This is a genomic window from Paludibacter jiangxiensis, assembly GCF_001618385.1.
Classification (GTDB): Bacteria; Bacteroidota; Bacteroidia; order Bacteroidales; family Paludibacteraceae; genus Microbacter; species Microbacter jiangxiensis.
This window is the reverse complement of the sequence record NZ_BDCR01000001.1, coordinates 643,577-668,195: the sequence shown is the minus strand read 5'-3', so window position 1 is coordinate 668,195 and position 24,619 is coordinate 643,577. Positions and strand designations below refer to the sequence as shown.

Genomic DNA, 24,619 nt, shown 5'->3' with positions numbered 1-24,619 from the left:
CGCTTGCTTATCCCATGTCGCTTGTCCCATTTTGAAACTATCGCTTACAAATCACCGTAAACGGGCAATACTTGCACTTGTCACTGTCCTGGGTCTGTGTGAAAGGTAGAGCCGGGTCGAAAATCTCGTCGAGGCACTGTGCGAAGGCGGCAGAGAATTCTTCCTTATAATCGTTGAAATCGTCCACGGGAGTGGCTTGCCGCTCGGGCTTGCAATAGAGCTTGGTATCGGCATCTTTAAACAATGAACGGATGATGACAATGCCCGGTTCGACGGTACAATTGCCCTGTTGTTGCTGGTAGAGCAGGGCGTACATAAAGGTTTGCATCACCGCTTTGGGACGCTTCTTCTCTTCTTTGTCGAATAGTTGCGCGATGCCGGAAAAAACGGTCAGATCGTGACTGCCGGTTTTGTAATCGAGAATACGGGTAACTCCTTCCTTGCGGTCGATGCGGTCAATAAAGCCCTTCAGGTTGACGCTTTTCCCCGAGGGGAGCGCAAACCGTTCGTCGAAACGGTATTCCGATGCCACGTATTCGAACGGGGTCAGTTTCTTGTCGTTGCGCAACAACTGTTCGATGTATTTTTGAATAATACCGGTGGTGAGCAGGTGTTGACCTTCGGGATAGACTATGCCTTCTTCCTTCTTCAAGAAACTACGGGTAAAGGCCAGCGCCACGGCATCGTTGATCGCGGTCGGACTCTTCAGTACACTGTCGATCGCTTCGGCGGTCACCATGCGCCCCTTCATGGTGTTGTACAACTCTTCCATTGCCCCGTGAAAAATAGAGCCGAAGGTGCTGGCTGCAATGGTCTCCTCCACGTCGTCGCTCTCCTGCAAACCTTCCACCGTGCTGAGGTAAAACTTCAGCGGACAGTCGAGATAGGTGTTGATGGCGCTTGCCGAGAGCGCCCGGCGGCTTCCTTCGGTCAGGAAAGGAGCCAGCTTTTGCCGGATGGCTTCGCTTTTGGCAATCTCCACCGTTTCGGGTTTGCTGAAACTGATGTCGAACGAGGCGATCTTTTCGGCGATCGGTTGCCGATAGTGGTACTTCAATTGGTGAATGTAGCGGCTCACTTCTCCCGATTGCAATCCTTCCGAACGGGTGTCGTAGGTGCAGATAACCTTTTTTGCCCGGTGGATAAGGCGATAGAAATGGTAGGCGAAGATAGCATCCTGATGTTCGCCGGTGGGTAGCCCGAACCCTTTCCGCAGGTGATAGGGAATAAACGACGGAGCCGACTGTTTCTGCGGGAAAACACCTTCGTTGAGCGAGGTGATAATCACATTCTCGAAATCGAGGCCGCGCGTTTCGAGCAGACCCATGATTTGCAATCCGGCCAGTGGTTCGCCCTCGAACGGAATAGAGACCGCCGAGATAAGCTGTTTCATCAATCGAGCAAAAGTCTCGTTGGTCAATTCAATTTCGGTGTTTTGCAATAACCCTTCGATACGGTTGACGGCCGTGTAGCAATGGTACAGAAACTCCTGCTCCAGATGAACCGGGGGAGTGTTTTCTTCCGTTGTCTGGAGGCGTTGTAGCAGCAGGCGGAACAGCTTTGTCAGGTAGGCTGCCATCTGCCGGGGCGATTCGTTGCTGACGAACAGCGCCGCTAAAAGCTCATTATCGGCAAATTCTTCGGCCGGGATGTATATTTTGTTGTACTGCGTAATGCTATCGGAGATGGCTTTGGCCTCTCTCCCGGCGAGTTGCAGCAGGTAGGGATGTTGCAGGATGATCTGCACGTTGCGATAGTAAAACAGCGTTTGTGTTCCCTTTTGACGGATGGCACGTTGCAGGGCAAAAAGGTTATCGATAAGCGTTGAGGCCGGTGTGATGGAGAGCGGATAACCCATCGTTACGTTCACTTTGTCCAACTCCTGCGGAACCGAGTGCAGCATCGGCAGCAGCAGGTTTTCGTCGGAGAGGATGACCGCCGTTTTCATCAGCTCTTCGGAGGAGTACTCTTCCTTGTTGCCGGGATAGAGTTCGCGCAACAACTGGTGCACATACTTGGCCTGCCCAACAGCTGATGGGATGCCCGTCAGTTCGATGGTGCGTTCGCGGGTCTCTTCGTCGGCCAGTTCGTAGCGCGGTTTGAATTGTTCGAGGTTGGCTTGCCGGAAGTCGCTACCGCGGTTGGTGGAGTCTTCCAGCTCTTCTATATCGTAGTCCCAGTAAAAATCGGCCAGGCCGTTGTTGCGGAAATAGGTAAACAGCTTCTCTTCGGCGGGTGTGAGCGCGTTGAAACCTACAAATATGATGCGGCTCCATTCCACCGGAAGCTCTTCGCGGCGTTGCATCCGTTCGGCCACTTCGCGGAAAATCATCCCTTCGTAACCTTCGCCCGAGGCAAGCAATTCGGTATGCAGCTTTTCATATACCGGATAAAGAATTTCCCAGGTAGCCCGAAAGTCCTTCTGTTTGGCACTTTCGGAAGTAGGTACAAAGCTCGACCAGAAGCGGCGGATGGCCTCGATCTGATTTTCGGAAAGGTAATCGAAAAGCGAATCGATCTGTTTCAGTTCGGTGACGTTGGTAAAAAGTTGCTTGGCATCAGTCAGGTATTTGTCCACATCGTCGAAATCGTTGAGCAGCATTTCGCCCCAGTAGGCAAATTTGTCGAAGGTCTCCTCTTTCTTGCTCAGCGATTGGTAGATGGCGTAGAGACGAAACAGCAGGCTGATCCGATCGGCAGTTTGCAAGTTCGAGAGGCGTGCAAACAGCTCGTTTACAGTCATTGTTTCGGGTGCAAACAGCGGTCGGTCGATCATCTTCGACAAGTAGTTGAGGAAAAAGAGCCCTGCCCGCCGGTTGGGGAAGACAAAAAGCATGTTGCCCAACTCCTGCTCGTGTTCGCGCAGGTAAACCGAGGCTATTTGTTGCAAAAGAGGTTTCACGTTCGAAAAAAGTTTGTCCGGGATTTAGAATGGATAACCGATAGCAAAAAACATATTCATGTTTTTTTTGACGTTTGTCATGGGGCGTATCCATTTGTCGCCGCCTCCATTAGCCGGATTGAACAATTTGTACCCGAAGTCGAATCTTAGTACAAAATAGTTGAAGTTCATGCGCAATCCAAGACCGTAGCTCCAGGCAATTTGTTTGTAAAACTCAGAAAGTCTGAAGAAACCTCCCGGCTGATCGCTGTAATTTTTTATTGTCCAGATATTTCCGGCGTCCGTAAAGGCAGCTCCTTCAAAAATCCAAAACATTTTGAACCGGTATTCAAGGTTGGCAAGCAGGTTGATGTCACCGATTTTGTTCACGAAATCGATTTTCCCGTCCGTGTCTTTGTTGTAATACGAGCCCGGACCGAGTGTATACGATGACCATCCTCTGATACCGTTGGCACCACCCGCATAATACCGTTCTTCAAAAGGAATAATTTGAGCATTCCCGTAAGGACAGGCGACTCCTAACGCAAGGTGATAGACCAGATGGTTGTCTTTGGTAATTTCCTGATTGTAGGAGAAATCGAAATCTCCTTTTACATATTGCGCAAAAGGAAGGTTGAAAATACGGTAATGATTCACTGAGTCGCGACGGGAGTTAAGCACACCACACAGAGCATTTAACAGGTTGCCGGCTTCTGAAATGCCTAATCTCCAGTTGGTGATATTTCCACCTGTTTTTTTTCCGCGCTGACTATTGTAGTTGATGCTGATCCCCGTGCGCAAAATCATCTGACTTTGATAGCTGTAAACCAAAGGCGAAGAGTTGGTCAGATAGTTTTTTTTGAAATCAGCCGAGATACGGTCCGATGGAAGATAGATGTAGTTGAAATTGAGGAGATCGAACGTATAGAACAGGTTTTTCCGACTCCAGGCATATTTGATTCCAACATTTGCAAGCGTTCGTGTAAATTCGGGACGTATCTGATAGTTATACCCAATGGTAAATGCCGTAGAGGCATTGATTCCTCTTTTGAATTCCTGTCCAAGGAAGGGGAACAGGAAGGTAGGATATTTCACCGATACGTCGGTGGCGAGTTCGGTTGCATTGTACGAGAAGAGGTTAGAAAGGCTACCCAGGGCTTCGTACGAATAACGGGCATGGAATTTGAACAGTTGAGCCCCTTTGAAGATGTTGCGATGCTGGTAGGAGAAATCGCCTGCAACGCCGAAATTTCCGCCGGAGTTGGTGCCTTCCACATCGACCGTAAATGATTGGTTTTTGTCAGGATTAATTACAATGATGCAATCCATCGTGTCGTTTGTCCGTTCACGAAAAACCACATTGACATATTTTACCGGAGGAAGAGCATTCAGGGCAGCATAGGTTTCCTCCACCATCTTATCGTTGTAGTAAGAGTTGGGGAAGATAAATGTGTTCGATATAAGAGAGTTGCATGAAATAAGCGGGCGCTTGCTGAATAAGAAGCGGTAACCGTCATACCATAGCGAATCCAGTTTTTCTCTTGTGTCGCGGTTGGTGCCAGCAGTATATGCCTGCGTCCGCTCAGTGGTTGTCAGTAAAAACGTCACATTCTTAATGATCTTTCTGGAAAGTAATTTTCGGGCAATAGAGTCATTGCTTGCCAGTCCGGCACGAAGTTTTAACGACACATTGGCTTTCAGGTTGCCCGAAGTTGTATCTGCCAGAAAATGGAAATGGTCCTTTGTAATAGTATAAAATCCCCGTTGTTTAAGGAAAGCGGTCAAATCGGTTCTCTCCTTTTCAAGGGCATTTATATCAAAAATCATTCCCTTTTTTATCGTCGGGACATAAGGATCTTTTTGCGAATTGATGGCTTTCAGCAGCGAATCGTTGGGAATCTCTATCTTGAAATTCTCAATTTTGAAAGGCTCGCCCGATGTAATTTTATAGGTCAGATTGATTTTTTTCTTGTGCTTTTCGGCAATGGTCTGAACCGTGGCTTTTGCATAGCCACGGTTGACCATCTCTTTATTCAATTCGTTTCGTGATAGTTCTGCAGCCGTTTCATCGTAAATCACCGGTTTTTCTCCGGCACGTTTCAGCCAGTTGTTCCACCAGCTGGTAGTGTCTCGTCCCGAAAGACTATAAACCCCGAGTTGTAACCTGAAAGCACTGAAAACCTTTTGGTTGGGCGTTTGCCTGAGATAAGGTTTCAGCGACTCTTTGTTGATGCTTTTATTGTCAGATACAATCTTAACCTTATTGAGCAGGTATTGTCCGTCCGGTACGTACTTGGTGCTGCTACAGCCGACAATCAGCAGAGCTAAGACTATTTTATATAATCGGAGACATTTCATTTGTATCACAATAAAGCGGTTACTCTTTGCGGAGAGTACAATTTCGGAAATTACGGAAGAATACTAAGATGTTTACAAAATTAGCAAAAATCTATCACTCTGTACATTTCTAATATCGTTTTACCAAATCGGCTCCTTTGAAATAGTGTAGCAGTATTTTGTCGTAAGGATAACCTTTCGAACTCATCACTGCTGCTCCTATCTGGCAAAGCCCCACACCGTGACCCCATCCGGCACCTGTCAGCGTAAAACTTTCAGGAACACTGCCGTTACCTGATTTGTCTACGACAAAAGCGGAACTGTAAAGGTGCGACGTCGAGAGGTATTTTCGTATTTCAAGTTCTTTGCCGATGGTCATTGTGCGTTTGGTGCCGACAATCTTCAATTTGATTAAACGTCCCGAAGTGCCTCTTTCAACAGGAATCAGGTCGATAATTTCTCCAAAGTCGATTCCGGATCGTTTGGTAATCAAGGCAGACAGTTCTTGTTGAGCATACGTTACTTTCCAACGGTAAAAATCGGTCGTTTCCTGATCGTAGTCGTTTAGTACCTGCGATAAAACCTCTTTGTCATGCGTGTTGCAAAATGCCGGAGGGTCGGTACGGATCCATTTTTCGGCAGTCGCTTCGTCTGTCAGATCTTCAAAATCGTTTTCTTCCGGAGTGTCACGCAGTACGGTCAGATAGTCGTGAGCAACCGGTTCCCAGCAATTTTCGAATTTTTCAGTGACTCCACCACACGATTTTGAGAAGCGGGCGTCACAAATTTTCCCGTCGTATTCCAGAATCAGGCCGCGGGTAGCTTCGATAGCCAGTGCCACCGCATCATTTTGGCGGATAATTCCCTGATAACGCTGGCAATGATCGTCGGCACACACGTCGAACAACGTATGATCTTCACGGTCATACCATTTAATCAGTTCGTCATCGGTTCTGAAGGTCGATTGGTAAAGAGAAGTTTCTTCCAAAGATTTGTTCTTCTCAATTTGCGCCAGCAACCAGCTACGAGAGATTACGGCATGAGCTCTGAGCAGTTCGGGCGAACTGGTAGCGCTCATTTCCGACGAAATTACACTCGTAAGGTACGACTCGACCCCAATTTGATTGATGGCGGTCAGCTTGCCGTTTTCCACGATGAGCTTCAATCCGCCCTTAAACTGTTGGTTTTCTTTCCGTTCCCAGTGGAAATTGATGCCAATCACCACATCTTTCAACTCCACGCAGTCGGTATTGTAGTTTGTAGGTTCGAAAACCAAAACGTCAAATAACTGATTGTCATACAGAATTTTTCCTTCTTTAAAAGAAGCTGTGTGTAAACCGGTTAGCGTTGCTCCGGTCGATTCACAACAGTATTCTCCATGAAACTCAAAGTTAATAACTTCTTCAAACATAATGCCGACATTCACTATTGGCTCTTTCATAGGTAGAAATAAGTTAGAATTATGCGGGCAAAGTTATACATTTTTATTCCTCAAAATGAATGAAAAAAAATGACAAAATGAACATTGAATTTGGTAATTCACGAAAAATATGACGATTTATACCCCTAAAAAACATTCAAAATGGCAGGTTTAAAGCCGTTTACGGTGTTAAAACGACACTTTTTTTTAGTTCGATCAAAAAAAATTAGAAATTGCCATGATAGAAAAACCCTTGTAAATAAAGCAAAAAGACATTATAAATTTATTTGAGCTTACAAAAAGACAATAAAAATGCAAATAAAATATCATTATGCTTTGCTAATATGAAAATCATGTTTACATTTGCAACGTAGATAATACGAAAAGGTAATCAACAAAATTCAGAGACAATAGTTTAGATCTGAAATGGCGAAGGTGATCCTTTTTCAGGTAGAATAATTGAGAAAAATTGAGTGCAAAAAAGATTGTGTAGTGGTTTAACAGGCTTAGAAGGCTTGATAGAATGTGCAGATGAAAGTGAGGGTTGTTGAAAAGACAAATGAAATTTGGCGCGACAGATGTTAAGGATCCGACACCGTTCGTAGTTCAAAGAGTATTTTGAATCATCAGGCAAATGAGATGTGAACTCGTAGTATTAATTTTCCAAAACAAAATTGATTATGAAAGTATCTTACAAGACGATCGCAAAATGCCTTTTGGGCGTGGTGTTGGCAACAGTAGCAGTATCTGCCTCTGCTCAGGATTCTAAAGGTGGAAGTTTCAGTGTTAGTGCTGATGTAGTTAGTTCGTATGTTTGGCGTGGTGTAGCTCAGGAAGGCTCACGTGGCGGTTCTCCCAATATCCAGCCTACCGTTTCTTATACAAATGGTGCATTCAGCATCGGAGCCTGGGGTTCATACGCATTTTCGGGCAATGTAAAGGAAGTTGACCTGTATGCAACATTGTCTTTGCCCAGTGCATTATCAATCACCCTTACAGACTACAACTGGAATAACGGAAACGATGCCAGCGTAGGATACTTTAATTATACTAGTGGCAAAACCGGCCATGTGTTTGAAGGTACCCTGGCTTATGGCGGAACAAAATCATTTCCCTTGTCAATTGCATGGAACACTATGTTTTATGGCGCTGACAAGAAAGTCGACGGAAAACAGGCATTTTCAACCTATGTAGAACTCGGATTGCCTATTACCTCTAATGTAAAAGCCTTTATGGGAGCATCATTGTTTGATAGCCCCAACTATTATAACAGTGGCTTCTCGGTTATTAATCTCGGACTTAAGGTGTCCAAGGAAATCAAATTCTCCGATTCGTTCAGCCTCCCGGTTTATGGAATTATCGGAGCAAATCCTCAGGCCGAAAAAGCCTTCTTCGTAGCAGGTATTACATTGTAATAAAGAAATGCGCCGGAGGATGATGCTCATCAGGCCTCCGGTTACAAAACCAAATTTTAATTTTTTAATGTATGAAAAAAATTGAAGCAGTTATCCGGAAATCAAAATTTGAAGATGTCAAAAAAGCATTGTATGATGCCGGAATTGAATGGTTCTCCTATTGGGATATTGTAGGTTTGGGTAAATCTACAGAAGAACAAATCGTAAGAGGACAGGTTTTTCAGTCAAGTTACATTCAACGCAGAATGTTGTCGATCGTTGTACGCGACCAGAACCTCGAAAAGACTGTAAATGCAATTGTGAATTCGGGTCGTACCGGAGAAATGGGAGATGGTAAAATATTTGTTTCAGACATTGAAGCTACCTATCGTATCCGTACCGGAGAAAATGGTCCTGAAGCATTATATAACAAAGAGAACGACCATTAAACTGAAATGGAACCGTAGGAGTGTAAACAATTCTGCTTTAGGTTCATAATTATAAAAATTAAATTACATACAAATGAAAAAGATACTTTTATCTCTGACAGCTTTTTTGACGTTGTTTAGCTTGCCGGTACTGGCACAAGGAGCTGCTGCAGTTCCTGCCCCGAAAGTGGATTCGGGAGATACAGCATGGATGATTGTTGCAACCGCATTGGTATTATTGATGACCATTCCGGGTTTGGCTCTTTTCTATGGTGGTTTGGTTCGTCGTAAAAATATTTTGAGCGTTTTGATGCAGTGTTTCATTATTACCGCTGTAATCAGTATAGAATGGGTGATGGTTGGATACAGTTGGGCCTTCGGTAGTTCAAAAGGGGCTTTGGCTCCTTTTATCGGAGGTTTCGACTGGTCATTCCTTCATGGAATTAAACCGAGTGATCTGAGCCCGTACTTTATTTCTCACTCTCAGCCTACAGGCCATATTGTAAACGGAGCTCCTGAAATGACAGGAACAATTCCTCACCTTGTGTTCATCATGTTCCAGTGTATGTTTGCCGTGATTACTCCAGCGCTTATCATTGGTGCTTTTGCCGAACGTATCAAATTCAAAGGATTCCTTGTTTTTACAGTTCTGTGGGCATTGTTCGTGTACAACCCTGTAGCTCACTGGGTATGGTCTGCTGACGGTTGGTTGTTCAAACTGGGTGCATTAGACTTTGCAGGTGGTACTGTAGTTCATATCAATGCCGGTATTGCTGCTTTAGTTACTGCTTTGATGCTTGGTAAACGTCGCGACTATGAAGGTCATGCTCTGCCTCCTCACAATATTCCTTTTGTAGCAATTGGAGCCGCTCTGCTTTGGTTCGGATGGTTTGGGTTCAATGCAGGTAGCGGTTTGGCTGCCGACGGTTTGGCCGGTAGCGCATTTCTGGTAACTAACCTTGCAACTGCAACTGCTGCTTTTGTGTGGGCGATTTTGGATTGGTTTGTTGGGAAAAAACCGACAGTGGTTGGTATCTGCACAGGAGCTGTTGGAGGTTTGGTTGCCATTACTCCGGCTGCCGGGTTTGTTGATGTAACGGGTGCTTTTGCAATTGGTATTGCCGTTGCGTTGGTTTGCTACTTCATGGTGGCTTACGTAAAACCGAAACTGGGTTACGATGATGCTTTGGATGCATTCGGTGTTCACGGTATCGGTGGTATTCTCGGTGCATTGTTTACAGGTTTGTTTGCAACTCCTTTTATTCAGTCGGCTTACAGTGGTGCATTCTATGGCAACGCTCACCAGTTCCTTATTCAGTTGGCAGCTGTTGGCGCAACTATTGCTTACACAGCTATCGGAACATTCATCCTGTTCAAAATCGTACAGGTTACAATTGGTGTTCGTGCAACCGAACAAGAAGAGGCTGTAGGTTTGGATGAAACACAACATGCCGAAACAGGTTATACCTACTTCGATTGATAATAACTGCTTCCTAAAACTTCCCGCCGGCAGAGCGTCGGAGGGGAGTTATACAAGGGCATCTCATGAAAGTGAGATGCCCTTTGTTTTTTGGCTATCACTTAATTATTTTTCTTTTTCTGCATACAAACTGTATATCTAAAACCAAAGCCTGATTGTATAGCCTAATTTAGCAAAAATGAGATTATTTTGTAATGTGGAGATGACAAATTCGGAAAAAAGGTACTATCTTTGTCGTTCAAAAATTTTGATGTGGAAGCGCTATTCAGAACACATAAGTATCTGGTTGAACATGTTGAATCGCCCGTGCAACGTCAGTTGATGGACGAGATTGACTGGAATCATCGTTTGATAGGCATTAAGGGTAGCCGGGGAGTGGGCAAAACCACTTTTCTGCTCGAATATGCCAAGCAGCGTTTTGGTGCCGACGATCGTTCCTGCCTGTATATCAATCTCAACAATTTTTATTTCACAACCTGCTCCCTGTACGATTTTGCCGATGAATTTTGCAAAGTCGGAGGGCGTACGCTTTTGATCGATCAGGTATTCAAATTGCCTAACTGGTCAGAAGATTTGCGTGAATGTTACGACAAGATACCGGATTTGAATATTGTCTTTTCGGGTTCGTCGGTAATGCGACTGAAAGAAGAAAATCCTTTGCTGCGCGACTGCGTGAAATCGTACAACCTACGGGGATTTTCGTTTCGGGAATACCTGAACCTGATGGCCGACACGCATTTCAGGTCGTATACTCTCGACGATATTCTGAAGAACCACGTCGAAATAGCATCTGAAATTGTTGCCAAAGTTAAGCCATTGGCCTATTTTCAAAATTATTTGCACCACGGTTTTGCTCCGTTTTTCCTGGAAAAGAGAAATTTTTCGGAAAACCTGCTGAAGACGATGAACATGATGCTCGAGGTGGATGTTTTGTTTATCAAACAGATAGAACTCAAATATCTGCCCAAAATTCGTAAGTTGCTTTATCTGATAGCCAGTACGGCTCCCAGTGTGCCCAATGTGAGCCAGCTCAGTACTGAAATAAATATATCGCGTGCTACGGTAATGAATTATATCAAATACCTGAGCGATGCCCGTTTGTTTAACCTGTTGTATGCCGAGGGAGATGAATTTCCCAAAAAACCGGCAATGGTTTATATGCAGAATACAAATCTGATGCATGCCATTACACCGGGAAACGTAGACTTGCAGGCACAGCGCGAAACGTTCTTTTATAATGTGTTGTACAAAGATCATAAATTGAATAAAGGCAATCGCGACGCCCAGTTTCTGGTCGATCACTCCCTTCAGTTTGTTATTGCCGACAGTGATAGCAGAATGAAATTCAAGCCTGATTACTACTATGCAATCGATAAGATTGAAGTAGGCTCTAAGAAGGTGGTGCCTTTGTGGCTGTTCGGATTTTTGTACTGATCACTTTATCCTTTTGCGGATGGAGTGATTTGTTCGTTTTGTAACAAAAGCGAAGTTGTTGACCTAAGAACGATACCTGACCATATTTTTATTTTAACTCAATCACATTCATATCTAATTAATTCACAATTATGGCAAAAGACAAGAAATTTTTGACTTGTGACGGTAATCAGGCCGCTGCCCACATCGCGTATATGTTTAGCGAAGTGGCTGCCATTTACCCGATTACGCCATCGTCAACTATGGCCGAATATGTTGACGAATGGTCTGCCGCCGGCAGAAAAAACATTTTCGGTGAAACCGTATTAGTAGAAGAAATGCAATCGGAAGCAGGAGCTGCCGGTGCTGTTCACGGTTCGTTGCAAGCCGGTGCGCTTACAACTACCTTTACTGCATCACAGGGTCTTCTGTTGATGATTCCAAATATGTATAAAATTGCCGGAGAGTTGTTGCCTTCGGTATTCCACGTTTCTGCACGTGCTTTGGCTTCTCACGCTTTGAGCATTTTTGGCGACCACCAGGATGTGATGGCTTGTCGTCAGACAGGATTTGCCATGTTGTGTGAAGGTTCTGTACAGGAAGTGATGGATTTGGCCGGTGTAGCTCACCTTGCAACTTTGAAATCACGCGTTCCTTTTATGAATTTCTTCGACGGTTTCCGTACTTCTCACGAAATTCAAAAAATCGAAGCTTTGGCTAACGAAGATCTTGCTCCGCTGATCGACCAGAAATCTTTGGCTGACTTCCGCACCCGTGCGTTGAACCCCAGCTCACCGGTAGCACGTGGTATGGCCGAAAACCCTGACCACTTCTTCCAACACCGCGAAGCATCTAACAGCTTCTATGAAACAGTTCCTGCTATCGTAGAAGAATACATGAACGAAATCTACAAAATCACTGGCCGCAAATACGGTTTGTTCGATTATTACGGAGCTCCTGATGCTGACCGCGTTATCATCGCTATGGGTTCTGCAACAGAAGCTATCCGCGAAACCATCGACCACCTGACAGCTAAAGGCGAAAAAGTGGGTATGGTTGCAGTTCACCTCTACCGTCCGTTCTCTGCAAAACATTTCCTTGCTGCAGTTCCTAAAACAGCTAAACGTGTTGCTGTTCTCGACCGTACAAAAGAACCGGGTGCAAACGGCGAACCTTTGTACCTCGACGTAAAAGATTGTTTCTACGGCGATGCAAACGCTCCTGTTGTTGTAGGCGGTCGCTACGGTTTAGGTTCAAAAGATACAACTCCTGCTCAGATTTTGGCTGTTTATGACAACCTCGCTTTGCCGGAACCTAAGAACCACTTCACTATCGGTATTGTTGACGATGTTACCTTCACTTCTCTTCCTCAGGAAGAAGAAATCGCAGTGGGTGGCGCAAGCTTGTACGAAGCTAAATTCTACGGTTTGGGTGCTGACGGTACAGTAGGTGCAAACAAAAACTCGATCAAAATTATCGGTGATAACACCAACAAATATTGCCAGGCTTATTTCGCTTATGACTCTAAGAAATCGGGCGGTTTCACCTGTTCTCACCTTCGTTTCGGTGACGAACCTATCCGTTCTACTTACCTCGTAAATACGCCTAACTTCGTTGCTTGCCACGTTCAGGCTTACCTGAATCTGTACGACGTAACACGTGGGTTGCGTAAAAACGGAACTTTCCTGTTGAACACCATCTGGAATGGTGAAGAACTGGCTAAGAATCTGCCGGCTAAAGTGAAGAAATACTTCGCTAAAAACAATATCTCGGTTTACTACATCAACGCTACCGAAATTGCTCAGCAAATCGGTTTGGGTAACCGTACCAACACCATCCTTCAGTCTGCATTCTTCCGCATCACAGGTGTAATTCCTGCTGAACTGGCTGTAGAACAGATGAAGAAATTTATCGTAAAATCATACGGTAAAAAAGGTGAAGACGTTGTAAACAAAAACTACGCTGCGGTTGACCGTGGTGGCGAATACAAACAACTGACTGTTGATGCTGCATGGGCTAATCTGGCTGATGACGCTGCTGCAACAAACAACGATCCTGCTTTCATCAACGAAGTGGTTCGTCCTATCAACGCTCAGGATGGTGACTTGTTGCCTGTTTCTGCTTTCAAAGGCATCGAAGACGGTACATGGCATCAGGGAACATCTAAATACGAAAAACGTGGTGTTGCAGCTTTCGTTCCTGAATGGAATCCTGAAAACTGTATTCAGTGTAACAAATGTGCTTACGTTTGTCCTCACGCTTCTATCCGTCCGTTCGTATTGGATGCCGAAGAACAAAAAGGTGCAAACTTCGCTTCATTGAAAGCCGTTGGTAAATCTTTCGAAGGCATGACTTTCCGTATCCAGGTTGACGTTCTCGACTGTATGGATTGCGGTAACTGTGTTGACGTTTGTCCGGGCAATCCTAAGAAGGGTGGTAAAGCTCTTACAATGAAACACCTCGAAAGCCAGATGGGCGAAGTTGCTAACTGGGATTACCTGGTTAATAACGTGAAGAGCAAACAAGACCTCGTTGACATCAAGGCTAACGTGAAGAACTCTCAGTTCGCAACTCCGTTGTTTGAGTTCTCCGGCGCTTGTTCAGGTTGTGGTGAAACTCCGTATGTAAAACTGCTTACACAGTTGTATGGCGATCGCGAAATGGTTGCTAACGCGACCGGATGTTCTTCTATCTACTCTGGTTCTGTTCCTTCAACTCCTTATACAACCAACGCAAACGGTCAGGGTCCTGCTTGGGCTAACTCACTGTTCGAAGACTTCTGCGAATTCGGTTTGGGTATGGAACTGGCTAACCTGAAAATGCGCGAACGTCTTACTGACTTGTTCACCGCAGCAATTGCTTCGGAAGAAACTCCTGCCGAAGCAAAAGCATTGTTCCAGGAATGGATCGACAACAAACTGGATGCTGAAAAGACCAAAGTATTGGCAGAAAAGATCATTCCGGTTGTTGAAGCTGGTAAAGACAAATGCGATACCTGCGAACAAATCTTTGAATTGAGAAACTTCCTCGTAAAACGCAGCCAGTGGATCATTGGTGGTGACGGTGCTTCTTACGATATCGGTTACGGTGGTCTCGACCATGTAATCTCTACCGGTAAAGATGTAAACATCCTCGTTTTGGATACCGAAGTATACTCAAATACAGGTGGTCAGTCTTCAAAAGCTACTCCTGTGGGTGCTATCGCTAAATTTGCTGCATCGGGTAAACGTGTACGCAAAAAAGACCTCGGTCTGATGGCAACTACTTACGGTTACGTTTATGTAGCTCAGATTGCAATGGGTGCCGACCAGGCTCAGACAATGAAAGCTATCCGCGAAGCAGAAGCTTACCCAGGACCATCACTTATCATCGCTTATTCTCCTTGTATCAACCACGGTTTGAAAGCCGGTATGGGTAAGAGCCAGGCAGAATCGGAAAGAGCCGTAGAATGCGGTTACTGGCACTTGTGGCGTTACAATCCTCAGTTGGAAGAAGAAGGAAAGAATCCGTTCCTTCTCGACTCTAAAGAGCCGCAATGGGAGAAATTCCAGGACTTCCTCAAGGGTGAAGTACGTTACGCTTCACTGATGAAGCAATATCCTGCTGAAGCAGCAGAATTGTTCCAGGCAGCCGAAGACAACGCTAAATGGCGTTACAAAGGCTACAAACGCATGGCCTCTGCCGAATAAGATCCTTAGATTCCTGAAAAGGAACGATAATAAAAGCCGGTCGTCACTTAATTGTGGCGACCGGCTTTGTTTTTGTTTACGATGAATAAGCAGAATGCAGTGTCAGACAAAAAGAATATTAACTAAAAAGCATTCGTTTTGAAAACAAATTTGTAGATTTGAAGCGGAAATAGTGAGAGCCAAAAGGCAGTATATAGGCGGGTTATGCCAGTTGGATTAATGCGGAATGCAAATTTGTCTCGATGAATCTAAGCAATCAGCGATAGATAAATCCGCCGGTACGGAAAACAGCAATAAACTAAAGTGTATATAAGGACACCTAGGTGCCGATATAAGTTGTTAGTAATAATAAAAAAACAATGATATGCATTTTCCCTTTGACGTAACGATAAATTTTGCTCAATCAAGAATTCCTAACGTTCAAAACAGAACGATTAAAGTGTATAATGGAATTACGACTTTCTTAGGACCGAATGGCTCAGGAAAAACCCAACTACTTAGAGGGTTAAAGACTAGTCTTAATATTCATTTAAATGGGAAAAAGATTAGGTATATTTCTGCAGGCAGATTAGGTGTGATGGAGAGATATAGATCTGATTTTGATGGTTGGAGAAACCAAACCATTGATTTTGATAGTGCAGAGTTTGGCAGTAAAGGCGCTGTAGCTAGAAGACACCTTTTGTTCCAAGTTTGCCTGATGTTTAGCCCCTGCTGGCGCAGGTTTAGCGATAGCGTAACCTGTGCCCATAACCAGCGTGGTTTGTAACCACAACCAAGTACAACTTAGTTAATTTTCCAGTCCAAGATACCGCTTCGCTCCAATCTTGAACTAGTCAATCTGTCATGCTTGCGCCATCAGGGGTATATAGGAGGGTTATGCCAGTTGGATTAATGCGCAATGCTAATTTGTCTCGATGAAATTAAGCAAACGGCTCCGATTTATATTATCGGATAATAATTAGCTCCTAATGTCGCTGACTCTTAGTTAACAATCAGCTATAGCTAAATCCGACGGGACAGGCAAGAATAATATTTTTCATAAGGCGTGATTTTAGAGGTTATCAATAGCTAGTTATTTTATGCGTTTGTAAATACATGTGTTAGTAATTGCAAAAGCTTGAATATCAAGTCGAAGATTTTGATTATCATTAAAAAATTCATATTTGTATTCTATAGGTACCATAAATCCATCTTCGCGTTTATAGTATATATACATTATAGCATCACTTAAATAATATTTATCATTAGAAATGTACTGATTAGATTTATAATCAAAAAAACGGATTACACTATCTTGACAATATTCGGTATAGCCGGTTGCTATGGACGTCTCCATATCTGGCCAATTTCCTTTTTGAATAATTTCCCATTTACCAAGAATAGTTTTTCGCGGATCTGTTCTAACTTCTGCTTTCTTGCATCCGGCAGTCAGCAAAAGAAGAAACATTAGAATTAAACTTTCAAATTGTATATTCTTTTTCATTTAGAATGTGTTTGTAATTTATATATGATGAGGGAGATACTTTGGAAGTACACCTTTTGTTCCAAGTTTGCCTGATGTTTAGCGCAAGATTGAGCGAAGCGGTATCTTGTGCTGGAAATCAGAGTGGTTTTCAACCACAACCGAAAATCAGCGCAGCTCAACCAGAGAGGTTTGTAACCACTTATTATGCCGGCTCAATATTAACCCGACCTATGCCTCCTGCAAAATCGACGGCACTGCTGTACGGATATTCTTCTGCACGATCGACAAAGCCATCTCGTACAGGGTTTTCGTGAATATAGGCTATGGTACGATCAATATCATACGCTTCTCTTCCAAGTTCTTCCGGTTGGTTGTGCTGTTGCCAGAATTGATACTTCGAGTTGTTGCAATTCTTCTCTCCTGCCCGTCTGAACATCCAAAGCATCCATTCCTTTCGGCTCTCCTGTGGATTATCTTCTATCTCTTTTAGTATGGCCTTCGATGTATGTCGTTTCAAATCTCTCATAACATCTTCCAATGCCCCGGCTTTACTGGCAATTACCAAATGAACATGATTACTCATAATAACCCAAGCATACACTATTAAGCACTTTTCCTGAATACAGTAATTGAGACTTTCCACTACAATATCTTTGTATACACGACGAGTGAACACATCTATCCAGTTTACAGTTGCAAAACTCACAAAGTAAACCCCATCCGGTTTGTAAAATTTGTACTTACGGCTCATAGCTAATCTGCTGGTTAAGTGCAAATATAAAAGAAAGTTTTCAACTTTCAACCAAGTACAACTTGGTTATTTTTCCAGTCCAAGTTACGGCTATCGCCGAAAACTTGAACTAGTCAATCTGCCATGCTTGCGCCATTAGGCGCCTATCATCAGGGTGGTTTCTAACCACAATCCGTGAAACGAATCAATACAAACTTTACGTTCGAGCTTAACGCAGTGTAGCTTGAACGAGAATCGGCTATTTTTATATACTTGCGACAGCAAGGGCAAAAAAATAAGAATGCGGAGAATAAATGACGTTATTTTCGCATTTTATGCGGACTTTATTCCAGAGTGCGGTGAATAAGTTGCATAAACGAAAAGAGAGCGACAGCTTTTTACGCTATCGCTCTCTTTTTGTTCCATTTCTGTCGTTATTAGAAGAAAGAATTAAGGCAACATTTTCTTTTCAACTTTCCATTCCGGAAATTTTGAAAGTCCTGCCGGATTACCCTTAAACATCTTAGCGGCTTCTTCATCGCCTTTTAATTGCCATAAATACCAGGCTGTTGCAACCTTTGCAAATTCTCCACCATGGGGTTTGCTGTAGGTTCCGCCATGACCGACATTCATATTTGCAACAAAAACCGGAAGATGATTGATGCGTTTAAAATCGTCCATCCCGTTATTATACGCAATGTCAGTTTCGCCACCCAGAATATAGAGTGTAGGCGTGTGCAATTTCAGTAAGTGGTCTTTTTTGAGGTTAGGCATACCACTCATTCCGCTTCCGGCATCGCCCAGAATGCCGCTATTGCAGATCACTGCCGTTGTTACGCGCGGATCGGGAGCTGTTTCGAGTGTTTGCAGCCCACCACACGACATGCCGCTTACTGCAATCTTCGTAATGTCAATTTTGTTGTAATAGGGGCTATTCTTATCGCTGTTTTGAGCAATGGCCCAGTTAATGGCATCAATCATTTGCGACGAAGTTGATTTCCCGCCACCACGCTGTCCTTCCTGAGGCATAGGTCCAATGGCAACTACCAAAAAACCGTGCGAGGCCACTTCCGATAAAAAGTTGATATGTTCCCAGGGAGAGTTTGCACAAGCTCCATTTCCCCAGACGATAATGGGCAATTTGTTTTTGTCGCCAAATGCGCTCAAATGTTTGGGACGGAAAACTGTGTGAGTAGGCAGCGAGCTTTCGGTAAGCATAATGGCGCTATAAGAGCCGGTGCCACCATCTTCAACCACTCTGGATGTTGGTAAACTTGCAGGAGCAGCTCCCTGTGCAAATGCCGGGTTCGGCACACTAAGGGCTGCAAATGCCATAAGCATAACAAAAGAATAGATTTTCTTCATGACAAATTAGACTTTTAAGGTTATAGGTTAATGATGAACAAACTCAATATTGCCATCCGCCGGTTGAAACCAACGGTGATAATAGAATCCTCCGACAGATACATCTGACCGGAGAGGAAAATTTACTTCGAAATGGATTTTGCGTTCATTACGCGTACACGGGTAGAATCATTTTCTATGCTGGTGACATCGCCCTTGCAGTTGGTAAAATAGACATAATGACCTTTATCCATAAAGCGGTACACTTTGCAACCATCGTGCTCAAACAAATACTCTACTTCGTACGATTTGTTATTATCGGCTTTGGTAGATGCCAGTGGGTTTTGCACGGAGCAAGAATAGCCACCGAGCAAAAGGATGGCTAACAGGGACAATATAATTGTTCGTTTCATTTTTTGCAGATATGCTTTTGATTATTTCTTTTGCAATGCTTCCAGCTGATTTACAAGTGGATTGGCATACATTTCGAACAGTTTGAATCGCAAAAAATGCTCGTCTTTGTCGGGCAGATCAATTTTAGCGATACGTTCGTCGATATATTTCAGGAATGCAGCTTCGGCTTCCGGCGTATAACCGCCTGTTTTTTTGTCAGGATTGAGCTGGTCGTAGGCAATCCGGTTGTTGTCGTAAATCTCGTAATTGCTGTGGATAAGGCTGTCGATGAGTTGTGCAACAGCAGCAAACTGTTCGCCGCGGGGTAGAGCCGGCATGGCTTTGATGCGGTCGGCAATGTTTCCGGCAAGACGATAGACGATTTTACCCTTGTAGCCCATAATGCCGGTCTGCATGTTGAGCAGGTCGTCGGCGGGGCTTTTCTTATATTCGGGGTTATCCCGTTTTTGTTGAAATTCTTTCGCTTTCAGGTAGTCGCACGGATCGTATTCGTACGAGATGGTCAGCGGGCAGATATTGAGGCTGCTCAGGTTGTCGGTAATAGAACCTTCGCCCGACATGTTGAGCATTTTCAAAAGGCTCTCCTGTGTGCGGTCGTTTCCGTCTTTGGCGCGTCCTTCGCGTTGTGCCAGCCAGATGGACTGATGCTTATCACTCAGGGCATAACGCATGTAGTGCGACAAATGCTGCGAGGCCTGCAATTGTCCGCGTCCGCTTACGCCGCGACGCACCACAAAACTCTTGTTCAGGCGTACCAACGTTTCAATCCAGGGATAAATCAACAGGTTGTCGCCGATGGCAATTTCGACGGTATCGAAGCCGGCATCGATCAGTTCAACACACAGAAAAGCTGAGTCGAGCACGATATCCCGGTGGTTCGAGATAAAGAGATGATTGATCGATCTGTCCAGTTTTTCGGCTCCTTCCAGATCGATTCCTTTGCTTGTCTTCGCTTCGAGTTGCTTCAGAAACGGATAGTCGATCTTACGCTGAAAATCGTCTACGGTTTGGACGCTTTGAAAAAGCGCAATAACCTTTTCGAGCGGAATCTGGGGGAACAGATATTGTAAAACTCCTACAAAGTTGGGTTCTGAAAGTAAACTTTTTACCGCTTCGGGCACCTGGTTGCTGTGCAGCGGGCAAATGTCGTCAAACTGTTCAGGATGATTTTCCATAGTCGGGCTTGCTGTTTTTGATGATGTACAAAGATACGAATTATATGACGATTCGTGAAAAAAGACATTGTTTGAAACTTGTCTAACCTTTCAGGTTGTATTAAGATCGGGCTTTTCAAGCCTGATTTATAGGGGTGTAACCCTGTACTCTTGGTAGAACTTGGCATTGAATGAAACCAAAGGAGTGTAGCTCTGATGTCTTTTTACACCGAAATTCAAATACAGATATCAGGGCTACGCCCCTCACTCTTGTTGCGCCGTTGGATTTGCTACCAAGACAATAGGGCTAACGCCCCTCCTATAGTGCTGTTAAGTTCTGAGATTAACCACGGAGAAGGGGCTGACATGTAAAACGAATTCAAAATGCAATGTTGCAGAAAAGGCAGGATGCATGCAACGATTATAAACTGTGAATAAAATCCTTATAAGCAGCGGAAATATGTAGTTCTAATTTATAAATGTTGCTACGTCAGATTGGGATCGGCCTTGTCCGGAGAGCCAAAAAACAAGAGAGGCAAGCGTAAAATTGTCCATTGTTTGAAGCTCCTGACGAAAGGAAGGGACAAGTTTGGACAATTTAGCTTGACGAACGCCGGTTTTTTGAGCGAAGCGGGCATAGCCTTGACCTTTTTGCTTCCTTTTTGTGGCAAGACAAAAAGGAAGTCGGGGTCACAGGGGTGGAAACCCCTTTTCAAAATCTTAAATGCGTAATTACTATATTATGGTCAGTAGATTCCGCCTATTCATTCAAAAAATCGTAACTTTGCACTGCTTTTCGTGTCGGGGCTCGTTGATGGGCTTTTGCGATGCGAATATTTTGATTCTTAGCAGCAACTAATATGGATATCACAATTTTAGGTATAGAGTCTTCCTGCGACGACACTTCTGCCGCAGTTATTCAAAATGGCGTTATGTTGTCGAACGTAACAGCCAATCAGGATGTGCACAAAGCTTACGGTGGCGTAGTGCCCGAACTGGCGTCGCGTGCACACCAGCAAAACATCATTCCTGTGGTAGATGCCGCATTGAACCGTGCCGGTATCAAACGTGAAGACCTGAGCGCTGTGGCCTTTACCCGTGGCCCGGGCCTGATGGGTTCGCTGTTAGTCGGCACTTCGTTTGCCAAAGGATTCTCGCAGTCGCTGAATATTCCGTTGGTGGATGTTAACCACTTGCAGGGACACGTGCTGGCTCATTTTATCCAGGAGAAAGATACGCCTTTCAATCCCCCAAAATTTCCTTTCCTTTGCTTGCTTGTTTCGGGCGGCAATTCGCAAATAGTACTGGTTAAATCGCACTTCGAGATGGAAGTGATCGGGCAAACCATCGACGACGCGGCCGGTGAAGCATTCGACAAGTGCGCCAAAGTGATGGGGCTTCCTTACCCCGGCGGTCCGGTAATTGACCGCCTGGCAAAAGAGGGCGATCCGAAAGCATTCACGCTCAACAAACCGTCGATAGAGGGTTACAACTACAGTTTCAGCGGATTGAAAACTTCGTTTTTGTACATGATTCGTGACGAGCTGAAGAAAAATCCGAATTTCCTCGAAGAACGCAAAAATGACTTGTGTGCCGTGCTGCAAAGTACTGTGGTGGATATTTTGATGCAGAAACTACGCAAAGCAGCCAAAGAATTACGAATCAATGAAGTGGCTGTAGCCGGAGGAGTTTCGGCCAACTCGGCACTGCGCAACGCTTTTGTGGAACATGGTGAAAAATACGGTTGGAATGTCTATATCCCGAAGTTCTCTTTCACCACCGACAACGCTGCAATGATTGCCATTACCGGTTATTACAAGTTCCAGAAAGGTGAATATTGCGACATCGCTCTTCCTCCTTTTGCAAAAGCAGTGATCGGATAAAATTCACCGAACCCCGCAGCGAACGTCCTTTTTGGCCTTATATTTGCATTAAACGGTAAATATTAAGGATATGGAACACACTATTATTCACAACGAACAAAAGAGCCGATTCGAACTTTCGCTCGAAGGTCATCTGGCTCACATCGACTATGTACGCGGTGACGGCACTTTGGATCTGCATCATACGCTGGTTCCGAAGCCGTTGGAAGGAAGGGGCATAGGTTCGCTACTAACCCGTTTTGCACTCGATTACGCAACGGAAAACGATTTGAAGGTGATACCGACCTGTCCGTTCGTAAAAGTATTTATCGACCGGCATCCCATCTATCAACCGCTAACCGATTTATCAAACGAAGACTAACTGATCCCGGATGGTGCTATCAGACGTTACCGCCCCACTATTTTCGAACATTACGCTCGATAATATTCTGTTAATCGGGTCGATCCTGCTTTTTGTCAGCCTGCTGGCAAGCAAGACAACCCGATTTGGCATTCCTACGCTTTTGCTCTTTCTCCTTGTAGGAATGCTCGCCGGGCAGGATGGCCCCGGAGGAATCGTATTCAACGACCCTAAAATCACCAAATTCGTAGGTGCAATCGCACTTAGCTTTATCCTTTTTTCGGGTGGCCTCGAAACCCGCAAAGCAGACATCAAACCCATTGTTTGGCAGGGACTCACGCTCTCCACGCTGGGAGTAATTCTTACCGCAGTTGTCGTGGGATGGTTTGTTTCATGGGTAACCGGCTGGTCCTTGGTAGAAGGAATGCTGATCGGGGCCATCGTCTCGTCGACCGATGCGGCGGCGGTTTTCTCCATTCTTCGTTCGCGCAGCATCGGACTGAAAGGCAACCTGAAACCTTTGTTGGAACTGGAAAGCGGCAGTAACGACCCGATGGCTTACATTCTGACTCTCTCTTTTACCTACCTGTTGACGGTAAAAGATGCCAACTGGATAGTTTTGATTGCAGTTTTCTTCAAACAGATGATTTTGGGAGGAGTAGTGGGCTACGCAGCCGGGTTGGCAATGCATCGCATCTTTAACTGGATACGGCTTGAAGCCGAAGGTCTCTATCCGGTACTGCTCATTACCATGGTATTGCTGGTATTTTCCTTTTCCGATTTCATCGGGGGCAATGCCTTTCTGGCTGTTTACCTGTCGGCCTACGTGCTGGGCAACACCGATTTTATTCACAAAAAAAGCCTGACCAAACATTTCGATGGCCAGGCATGGTTGATGCAGATTATTATGTTTATCACGCTGGGATTACTGGTAACTCCAAGCGCTATTATGCCACTAATCGGCCTGGGCTTACTCATTTCCGCATTTCTGATTCTTATTGCCCGTCCTTTGAGCGTTTTTATTACCCTCCATTTTTTCAAAATAAACACCCGGGAGAAGTTGTTCGTGTCGTGGGTGGGCTTGCGGGGTGCGGTGCCGATTGTGCTTGCTACTTATCCGATGATCGCGTCTGTAGACAAATCGAATGGCATCTTTCACTTAGTCTTCTTTATTTCCGTCACTTCCGTGCTTATTCAGGGAACGAGTCTGCCTTTGGTGGCAAAGTGGTTGAAACTAAGCGTACCTGTGAGCAGTAAGAAAAAATCGGTACTTGATCTGGAGCAGGCCTGGGAAACCAAGTCGGTTTATAAGGCAATTCCCGTCGAACCTCACTTCAATTGTATCGGCCACTCCATTGTCGACCTGAAACTTCCTCCTACTATCATCATTGCACTGGTCGAACGCAGAAATAAATTCTTTATTTCCGACGGTGCAACACGGCTTCATGCAGGTGACGTCATCTACGTCATGGCCGACGATGCGGAATCCATCGACCAGTTAACCGACTGTTTTAATGCCCCCAAAGAGAAGAAAGAGAGTTAAACGGCTTCTTTCAATTTCTTCTCAAGAGCAATAGCTTTCGGGTGCAACAAATTATTTTCCAGATGGATGTGTTGCTGTATGTTTTCAAACATTGCTTTCAACAATTTGTAAAGCAATTCGAATGACACACATGCATCTTCCGGCGGCGTAAAGTTGTTGGACAAATCGCGAATGGAGAACAACATTTTTCCGGTAGCCACATGGTCTGATTCCATCGCTGAAATAGGATTTTCCACCGTGCCGAAGCAAGAATCGTTGCTTATTACTCCGCTGTCCAGCGTTTTGATGTAAGGAAACAGAATCATCTCTTCCTTGTGCTGATGGATGGGTAATTCTCCCAAAATAGATCCGGTCAGATATTTAATCTGTTCCAGTTCCGGGTGGTTTTCTCCATGCCGGTCATACACTTTATTCAAAACCGACAATATATAATCGCTTGATTTGTAAATATATTCGTGATGATAACCCAGAATATGGTCGATCAATTGAGACAGACTCATCGCGTCATAATTGAAATTTACCGCTTCTACTTCAGGTTGCGTCTCCAGTTGTTTCTTTACCAGTTCAACATCCACATTTGCTTTGCGGGCGGCTTCTTCCAGTAAGTCGTGACCGTTACAGCAAAAATCAATACCCAAACGGGTAAATACTTCTGCTAATTTTGGATTTTGGCGAACCATTTCGCCTACTGATGTTGCCATAGT

General features: G+C 44.6%; 18 protein-coding genes. 9 read left to right on the top strand and 9 right to left on the bottom strand.

The features are described from left to right. Positions 1-37: 37 nt before the first annotated feature. The 3 genes from PJIAN_RS02500 to PJIAN_RS02490 all read right to left on the bottom strand — a co-directional run bounded on the left by PJIAN_RS02500 (position 38) and on the right by PJIAN_RS02490 (position 6,659). Positions 38-2,902, bottom strand: coding sequence for a PD-(D/E)XK nuclease family protein (locus PJIAN_RS02500; RefSeq protein ID WP_068701694.1), 2,865 nt, complete (start codon positions 2,900-2,902; stop codon positions 38-40). 24 nt (positions 2,903-2,926) lie between these two features. After that, positions 2,927-5,239: a translocation and assembly module lipoprotein TamL gene (gene tamL, locus PJIAN_RS02495; protein ID WP_068701692.1), complete on the bottom strand. Its 2,313-nt coding sequence runs from the start codon at positions 5,237-5,239 to the stop codon at positions 2,927-2,929. Between the two features lie 109 nt (positions 5,240-5,348). Continuing rightward, a complete protein-coding gene (locus PJIAN_RS02490; RefSeq protein WP_068701690.1) occupies positions 5,349-6,659 on the bottom strand; it encodes a SpoIID/LytB domain-containing protein in 1,311 nt (436 codons plus the stop codon). A gap of 659 nt (positions 6,660-7,318) precedes the next feature. Between PJIAN_RS02490 and PJIAN_RS02485 the strand changes: the two genes are divergently transcribed. The 6 genes from PJIAN_RS02485 (at position 7,319) to PJIAN_RS14955 (ending at position 15,808) form a co-directional block, all read left to right on the top strand. Beyond that, positions 7,319-8,053: a TorF family putative porin gene (locus PJIAN_RS02485; RefSeq protein ID WP_068701689.1), complete on the top strand. Its 735-nt coding sequence runs from the start codon at positions 7,319-7,321 to the stop codon at positions 8,051-8,053. Between the two features lie 71 nt (positions 8,054-8,124). Continuing rightward, positions 8,125-8,481, top strand: a complete 357-nt coding sequence (locus tag PJIAN_RS02480) for a P-II family nitrogen regulator (protein ID WP_068701687.1) — start codon at positions 8,125-8,127, stop codon at positions 8,479-8,481. 73 nt (positions 8,482-8,554) lie between these two features. After that, entirely contained in the window at positions 8,555-9,940 is a 1,386-nt protein-coding gene (locus PJIAN_RS02475; RefSeq protein WP_068701685.1) for an ammonium transporter, read from the top strand. 252 nt (positions 9,941-10,192) lie between these two features. Further along, positions 10,193-11,374, top strand: a complete 1,182-nt coding sequence (locus PJIAN_RS02470; RefSeq protein ID WP_068701683.1) for an AAA family ATPase — start codon at positions 10,193-10,195, stop codon at positions 11,372-11,374. A 131-nt stretch (positions 11,375-11,505) separates the two neighbouring features. Then, a complete protein-coding gene (nifJ, locus tag PJIAN_RS02465) occupies positions 11,506-15,042 on the top strand; it encodes a pyruvate:ferredoxin (flavodoxin) oxidoreductase (protein WP_068701681.1) in 3,537 nt (1,178 codons plus the stop codon). Between the two features lie 364 nt (positions 15,043-15,406). Further along, the gene (locus PJIAN_RS14955) at positions 15,407-15,808 is read left to right on the top strand and encodes a P-loop NTPase family protein (protein WP_068701679.1); all 402 of its coding nucleotides are present in this window, start codon (positions 15,407-15,409) and stop codon (positions 15,806-15,808) included. A gap of 306 nt (positions 15,809-16,114) precedes the next feature. Here PJIAN_RS14955 and PJIAN_RS02455 read toward each other — a convergent pair whose 3' ends face one another. The 5 genes from PJIAN_RS02455 to PJIAN_RS02435 form a co-directional block, all read right to left on the bottom strand. Continuing rightward, positions 16,115-16,525 carry a hypothetical protein gene (locus PJIAN_RS02455; RefSeq protein WP_153802456.1) on the bottom strand — a complete coding sequence of 137 codons (411 nt, stop codon included), beginning with the start codon at positions 16,523-16,525 and terminating at the stop codon, positions 16,115-16,117. A 184-nt stretch (positions 16,526-16,709) separates the two neighbouring features. Beyond that, positions 16,710-17,258 carry an REP-associated tyrosine transposase gene (locus tag PJIAN_RS02450; RefSeq protein WP_068701675.1) on the bottom strand — a complete coding sequence of 183 codons (549 nt, stop codon included), beginning with the start codon at positions 17,256-17,258 and terminating at the stop codon, positions 16,710-16,712. 429 nt (positions 17,259-17,687) lie between these two features. Then, positions 17,688-18,602 carry an alpha/beta hydrolase family protein gene (locus PJIAN_RS02445; RefSeq protein ID WP_068701673.1) on the bottom strand — a complete coding sequence of 305 codons (915 nt, stop codon included), beginning with the start codon at positions 18,600-18,602 and terminating at the stop codon, positions 17,688-17,690. 122 nt (positions 18,603-18,724) lie between these two features. Then, entirely contained in the window at positions 18,725-18,994 is a 270-nt protein-coding gene (locus tag PJIAN_RS02440) for a DUF4884 domain-containing protein (RefSeq protein WP_068701671.1), read from the bottom strand. 21 nt (positions 18,995-19,015) lie between these two features. Further along, positions 19,016-20,170: a 1-acyl-sn-glycerol-3-phosphate acyltransferase gene (locus tag PJIAN_RS02435; protein ID WP_068701670.1), complete on the bottom strand. Its 1,155-nt coding sequence runs from the start codon at positions 20,168-20,170 to the stop codon at positions 19,016-19,018. Positions 20,171-21,009: 839 nt separating this feature from the next. Between PJIAN_RS02435 and tsaD the strand changes: the two genes are divergently transcribed. The 3 genes from tsaD to PJIAN_RS02415 all read left to right on the top strand — a co-directional run bounded on the left by tsaD (position 21,010) and on the right by PJIAN_RS02415 (position 23,915). Beyond that, a complete protein-coding gene (gene tsaD, locus PJIAN_RS02425; protein ID WP_068701666.1) occupies positions 21,010-22,032 on the top strand; it encodes a tRNA (adenosine(37)-N6)-threonylcarbamoyltransferase complex transferase subunit TsaD in 1,023 nt (340 codons plus the stop codon). Positions 22,033-22,102: 70 nt separating this feature from the next. Continuing rightward, the gene (locus PJIAN_RS02420) at positions 22,103-22,393 is read left to right on the top strand and encodes a GNAT family N-acetyltransferase (protein WP_068701664.1); all 291 of its coding nucleotides are present in this window, start codon (positions 22,103-22,105) and stop codon (positions 22,391-22,393) included. A 10-nt stretch (positions 22,394-22,403) separates the two neighbouring features. Then, positions 22,404-23,915, top strand: coding sequence for a potassium/proton antiporter (locus tag PJIAN_RS02415; RefSeq protein WP_068701662.1), 1,512 nt, complete (start codon positions 22,404-22,406; stop codon positions 23,913-23,915). Here PJIAN_RS02415 and PJIAN_RS02410 read toward each other — a convergent pair. Further along, positions 23,912-24,616, bottom strand: coding sequence for a DUF542 domain-containing protein (locus tag PJIAN_RS02410; RefSeq protein ID WP_068701660.1), 705 nt, complete (start codon positions 24,614-24,616; stop codon positions 23,912-23,914). The two genes, PJIAN_RS02415 and PJIAN_RS02410, sit on opposite strands and share 4 nt — an antisense overlap. Positions 24,617-24,619: the final 3 nt, after the last annotated feature.

Excerpts from the sequence above, each read along its gene's own strand:
- PJIAN_RS02450 (WP_068701675.1), bottom strand. The coding sequence starts at position 17,258 with ATGAGCCGTAAGTACAAATTTTACAAACCGGATGGGGTTTACTTTGTG.
- PJIAN_RS02440 (WP_068701671.1), bottom strand. The coding sequence starts at position 18,994 with ATGAAACGAACAATTATATTGTCCCTGTTAGCCATCCTTTTGCTCGGT.
- PJIAN_RS02435 (WP_068701670.1), bottom strand. The coding sequence starts at position 20,170 with ATGGAAAATCATCCTGAACAGTTTGACGACATTTGCCCGCTGCACAGC.
- PJIAN_RS02475 (WP_068701685.1), top strand. The coding sequence starts at position 8,555 with ATGAAAAAGATACTTTTATCTCTGACAGCTTTTTTGACGTTGTTTAGC.
- PJIAN_RS02480 (WP_068701687.1), top strand. The coding sequence starts at position 8,125 with ATGAAAAAAATTGAAGCAGTTATCCGGAAATCAAAATTTGAAGATGTC.
- tamL (WP_068701692.1), bottom strand. The coding sequence starts at position 5,239 with ATGAAATGTCTCCGATTATATAAAATAGTCTTAGCTCTGCTGATTGTC.
- tsaD (WP_068701666.1), top strand. The coding sequence starts at position 21,010 with ATGGATATCACAATTTTAGGTATAGAGTCTTCCTGCGACGACACTTCT.
- PJIAN_RS02420 (WP_068701664.1), top strand. The coding sequence starts at position 22,103 with ATGGAACACACTATTATTCACAACGAACAAAAGAGCCGATTCGAACTT.
- PJIAN_RS02445 (WP_068701673.1), bottom strand. The coding sequence starts at position 18,602 with ATGAAGAAAATCTATTCTTTTGTTATGCTTATGGCATTTGCAGCCCTT.
- PJIAN_RS02415 (WP_068701662.1), top strand. The coding sequence starts at position 22,404 with ATGGTGCTATCAGACGTTACCGCCCCACTATTTTCGAACATTACGCTC.
- PJIAN_RS02485 (WP_068701689.1), top strand. The coding sequence starts at position 7,319 with ATGAAAGTATCTTACAAGACGATCGCAAAATGCCTTTTGGGCGTGGTG.
- PJIAN_RS02490 (WP_068701690.1), bottom strand. The coding sequence starts at position 6,659 with ATGAAAGAGCCAATAGTGAATGTCGGCATTATGTTTGAAGAAGTTATT.
- nifJ (WP_068701681.1), top strand. The coding sequence starts at position 11,506 with ATGGCAAAAGACAAGAAATTTTTGACTTGTGACGGTAATCAGGCCGCT.
- PJIAN_RS02410 (WP_068701660.1), bottom strand. The coding sequence starts at position 24,616 with ATGGCAACATCAGTAGGCGAAATGGTTCGCCAAAATCCAAAATTAGCA.
- PJIAN_RS14955 (WP_068701679.1), top strand. The coding sequence starts at position 15,407 with ATGCATTTTCCCTTTGACGTAACGATAAATTTTGCTCAATCAAGAATT.
- PJIAN_RS02455 (WP_153802456.1), bottom strand. The coding sequence starts at position 16,525 with ATGAAAAAGAATATACAATTTGAAAGTTTAATTCTAATGTTTCTTCTT.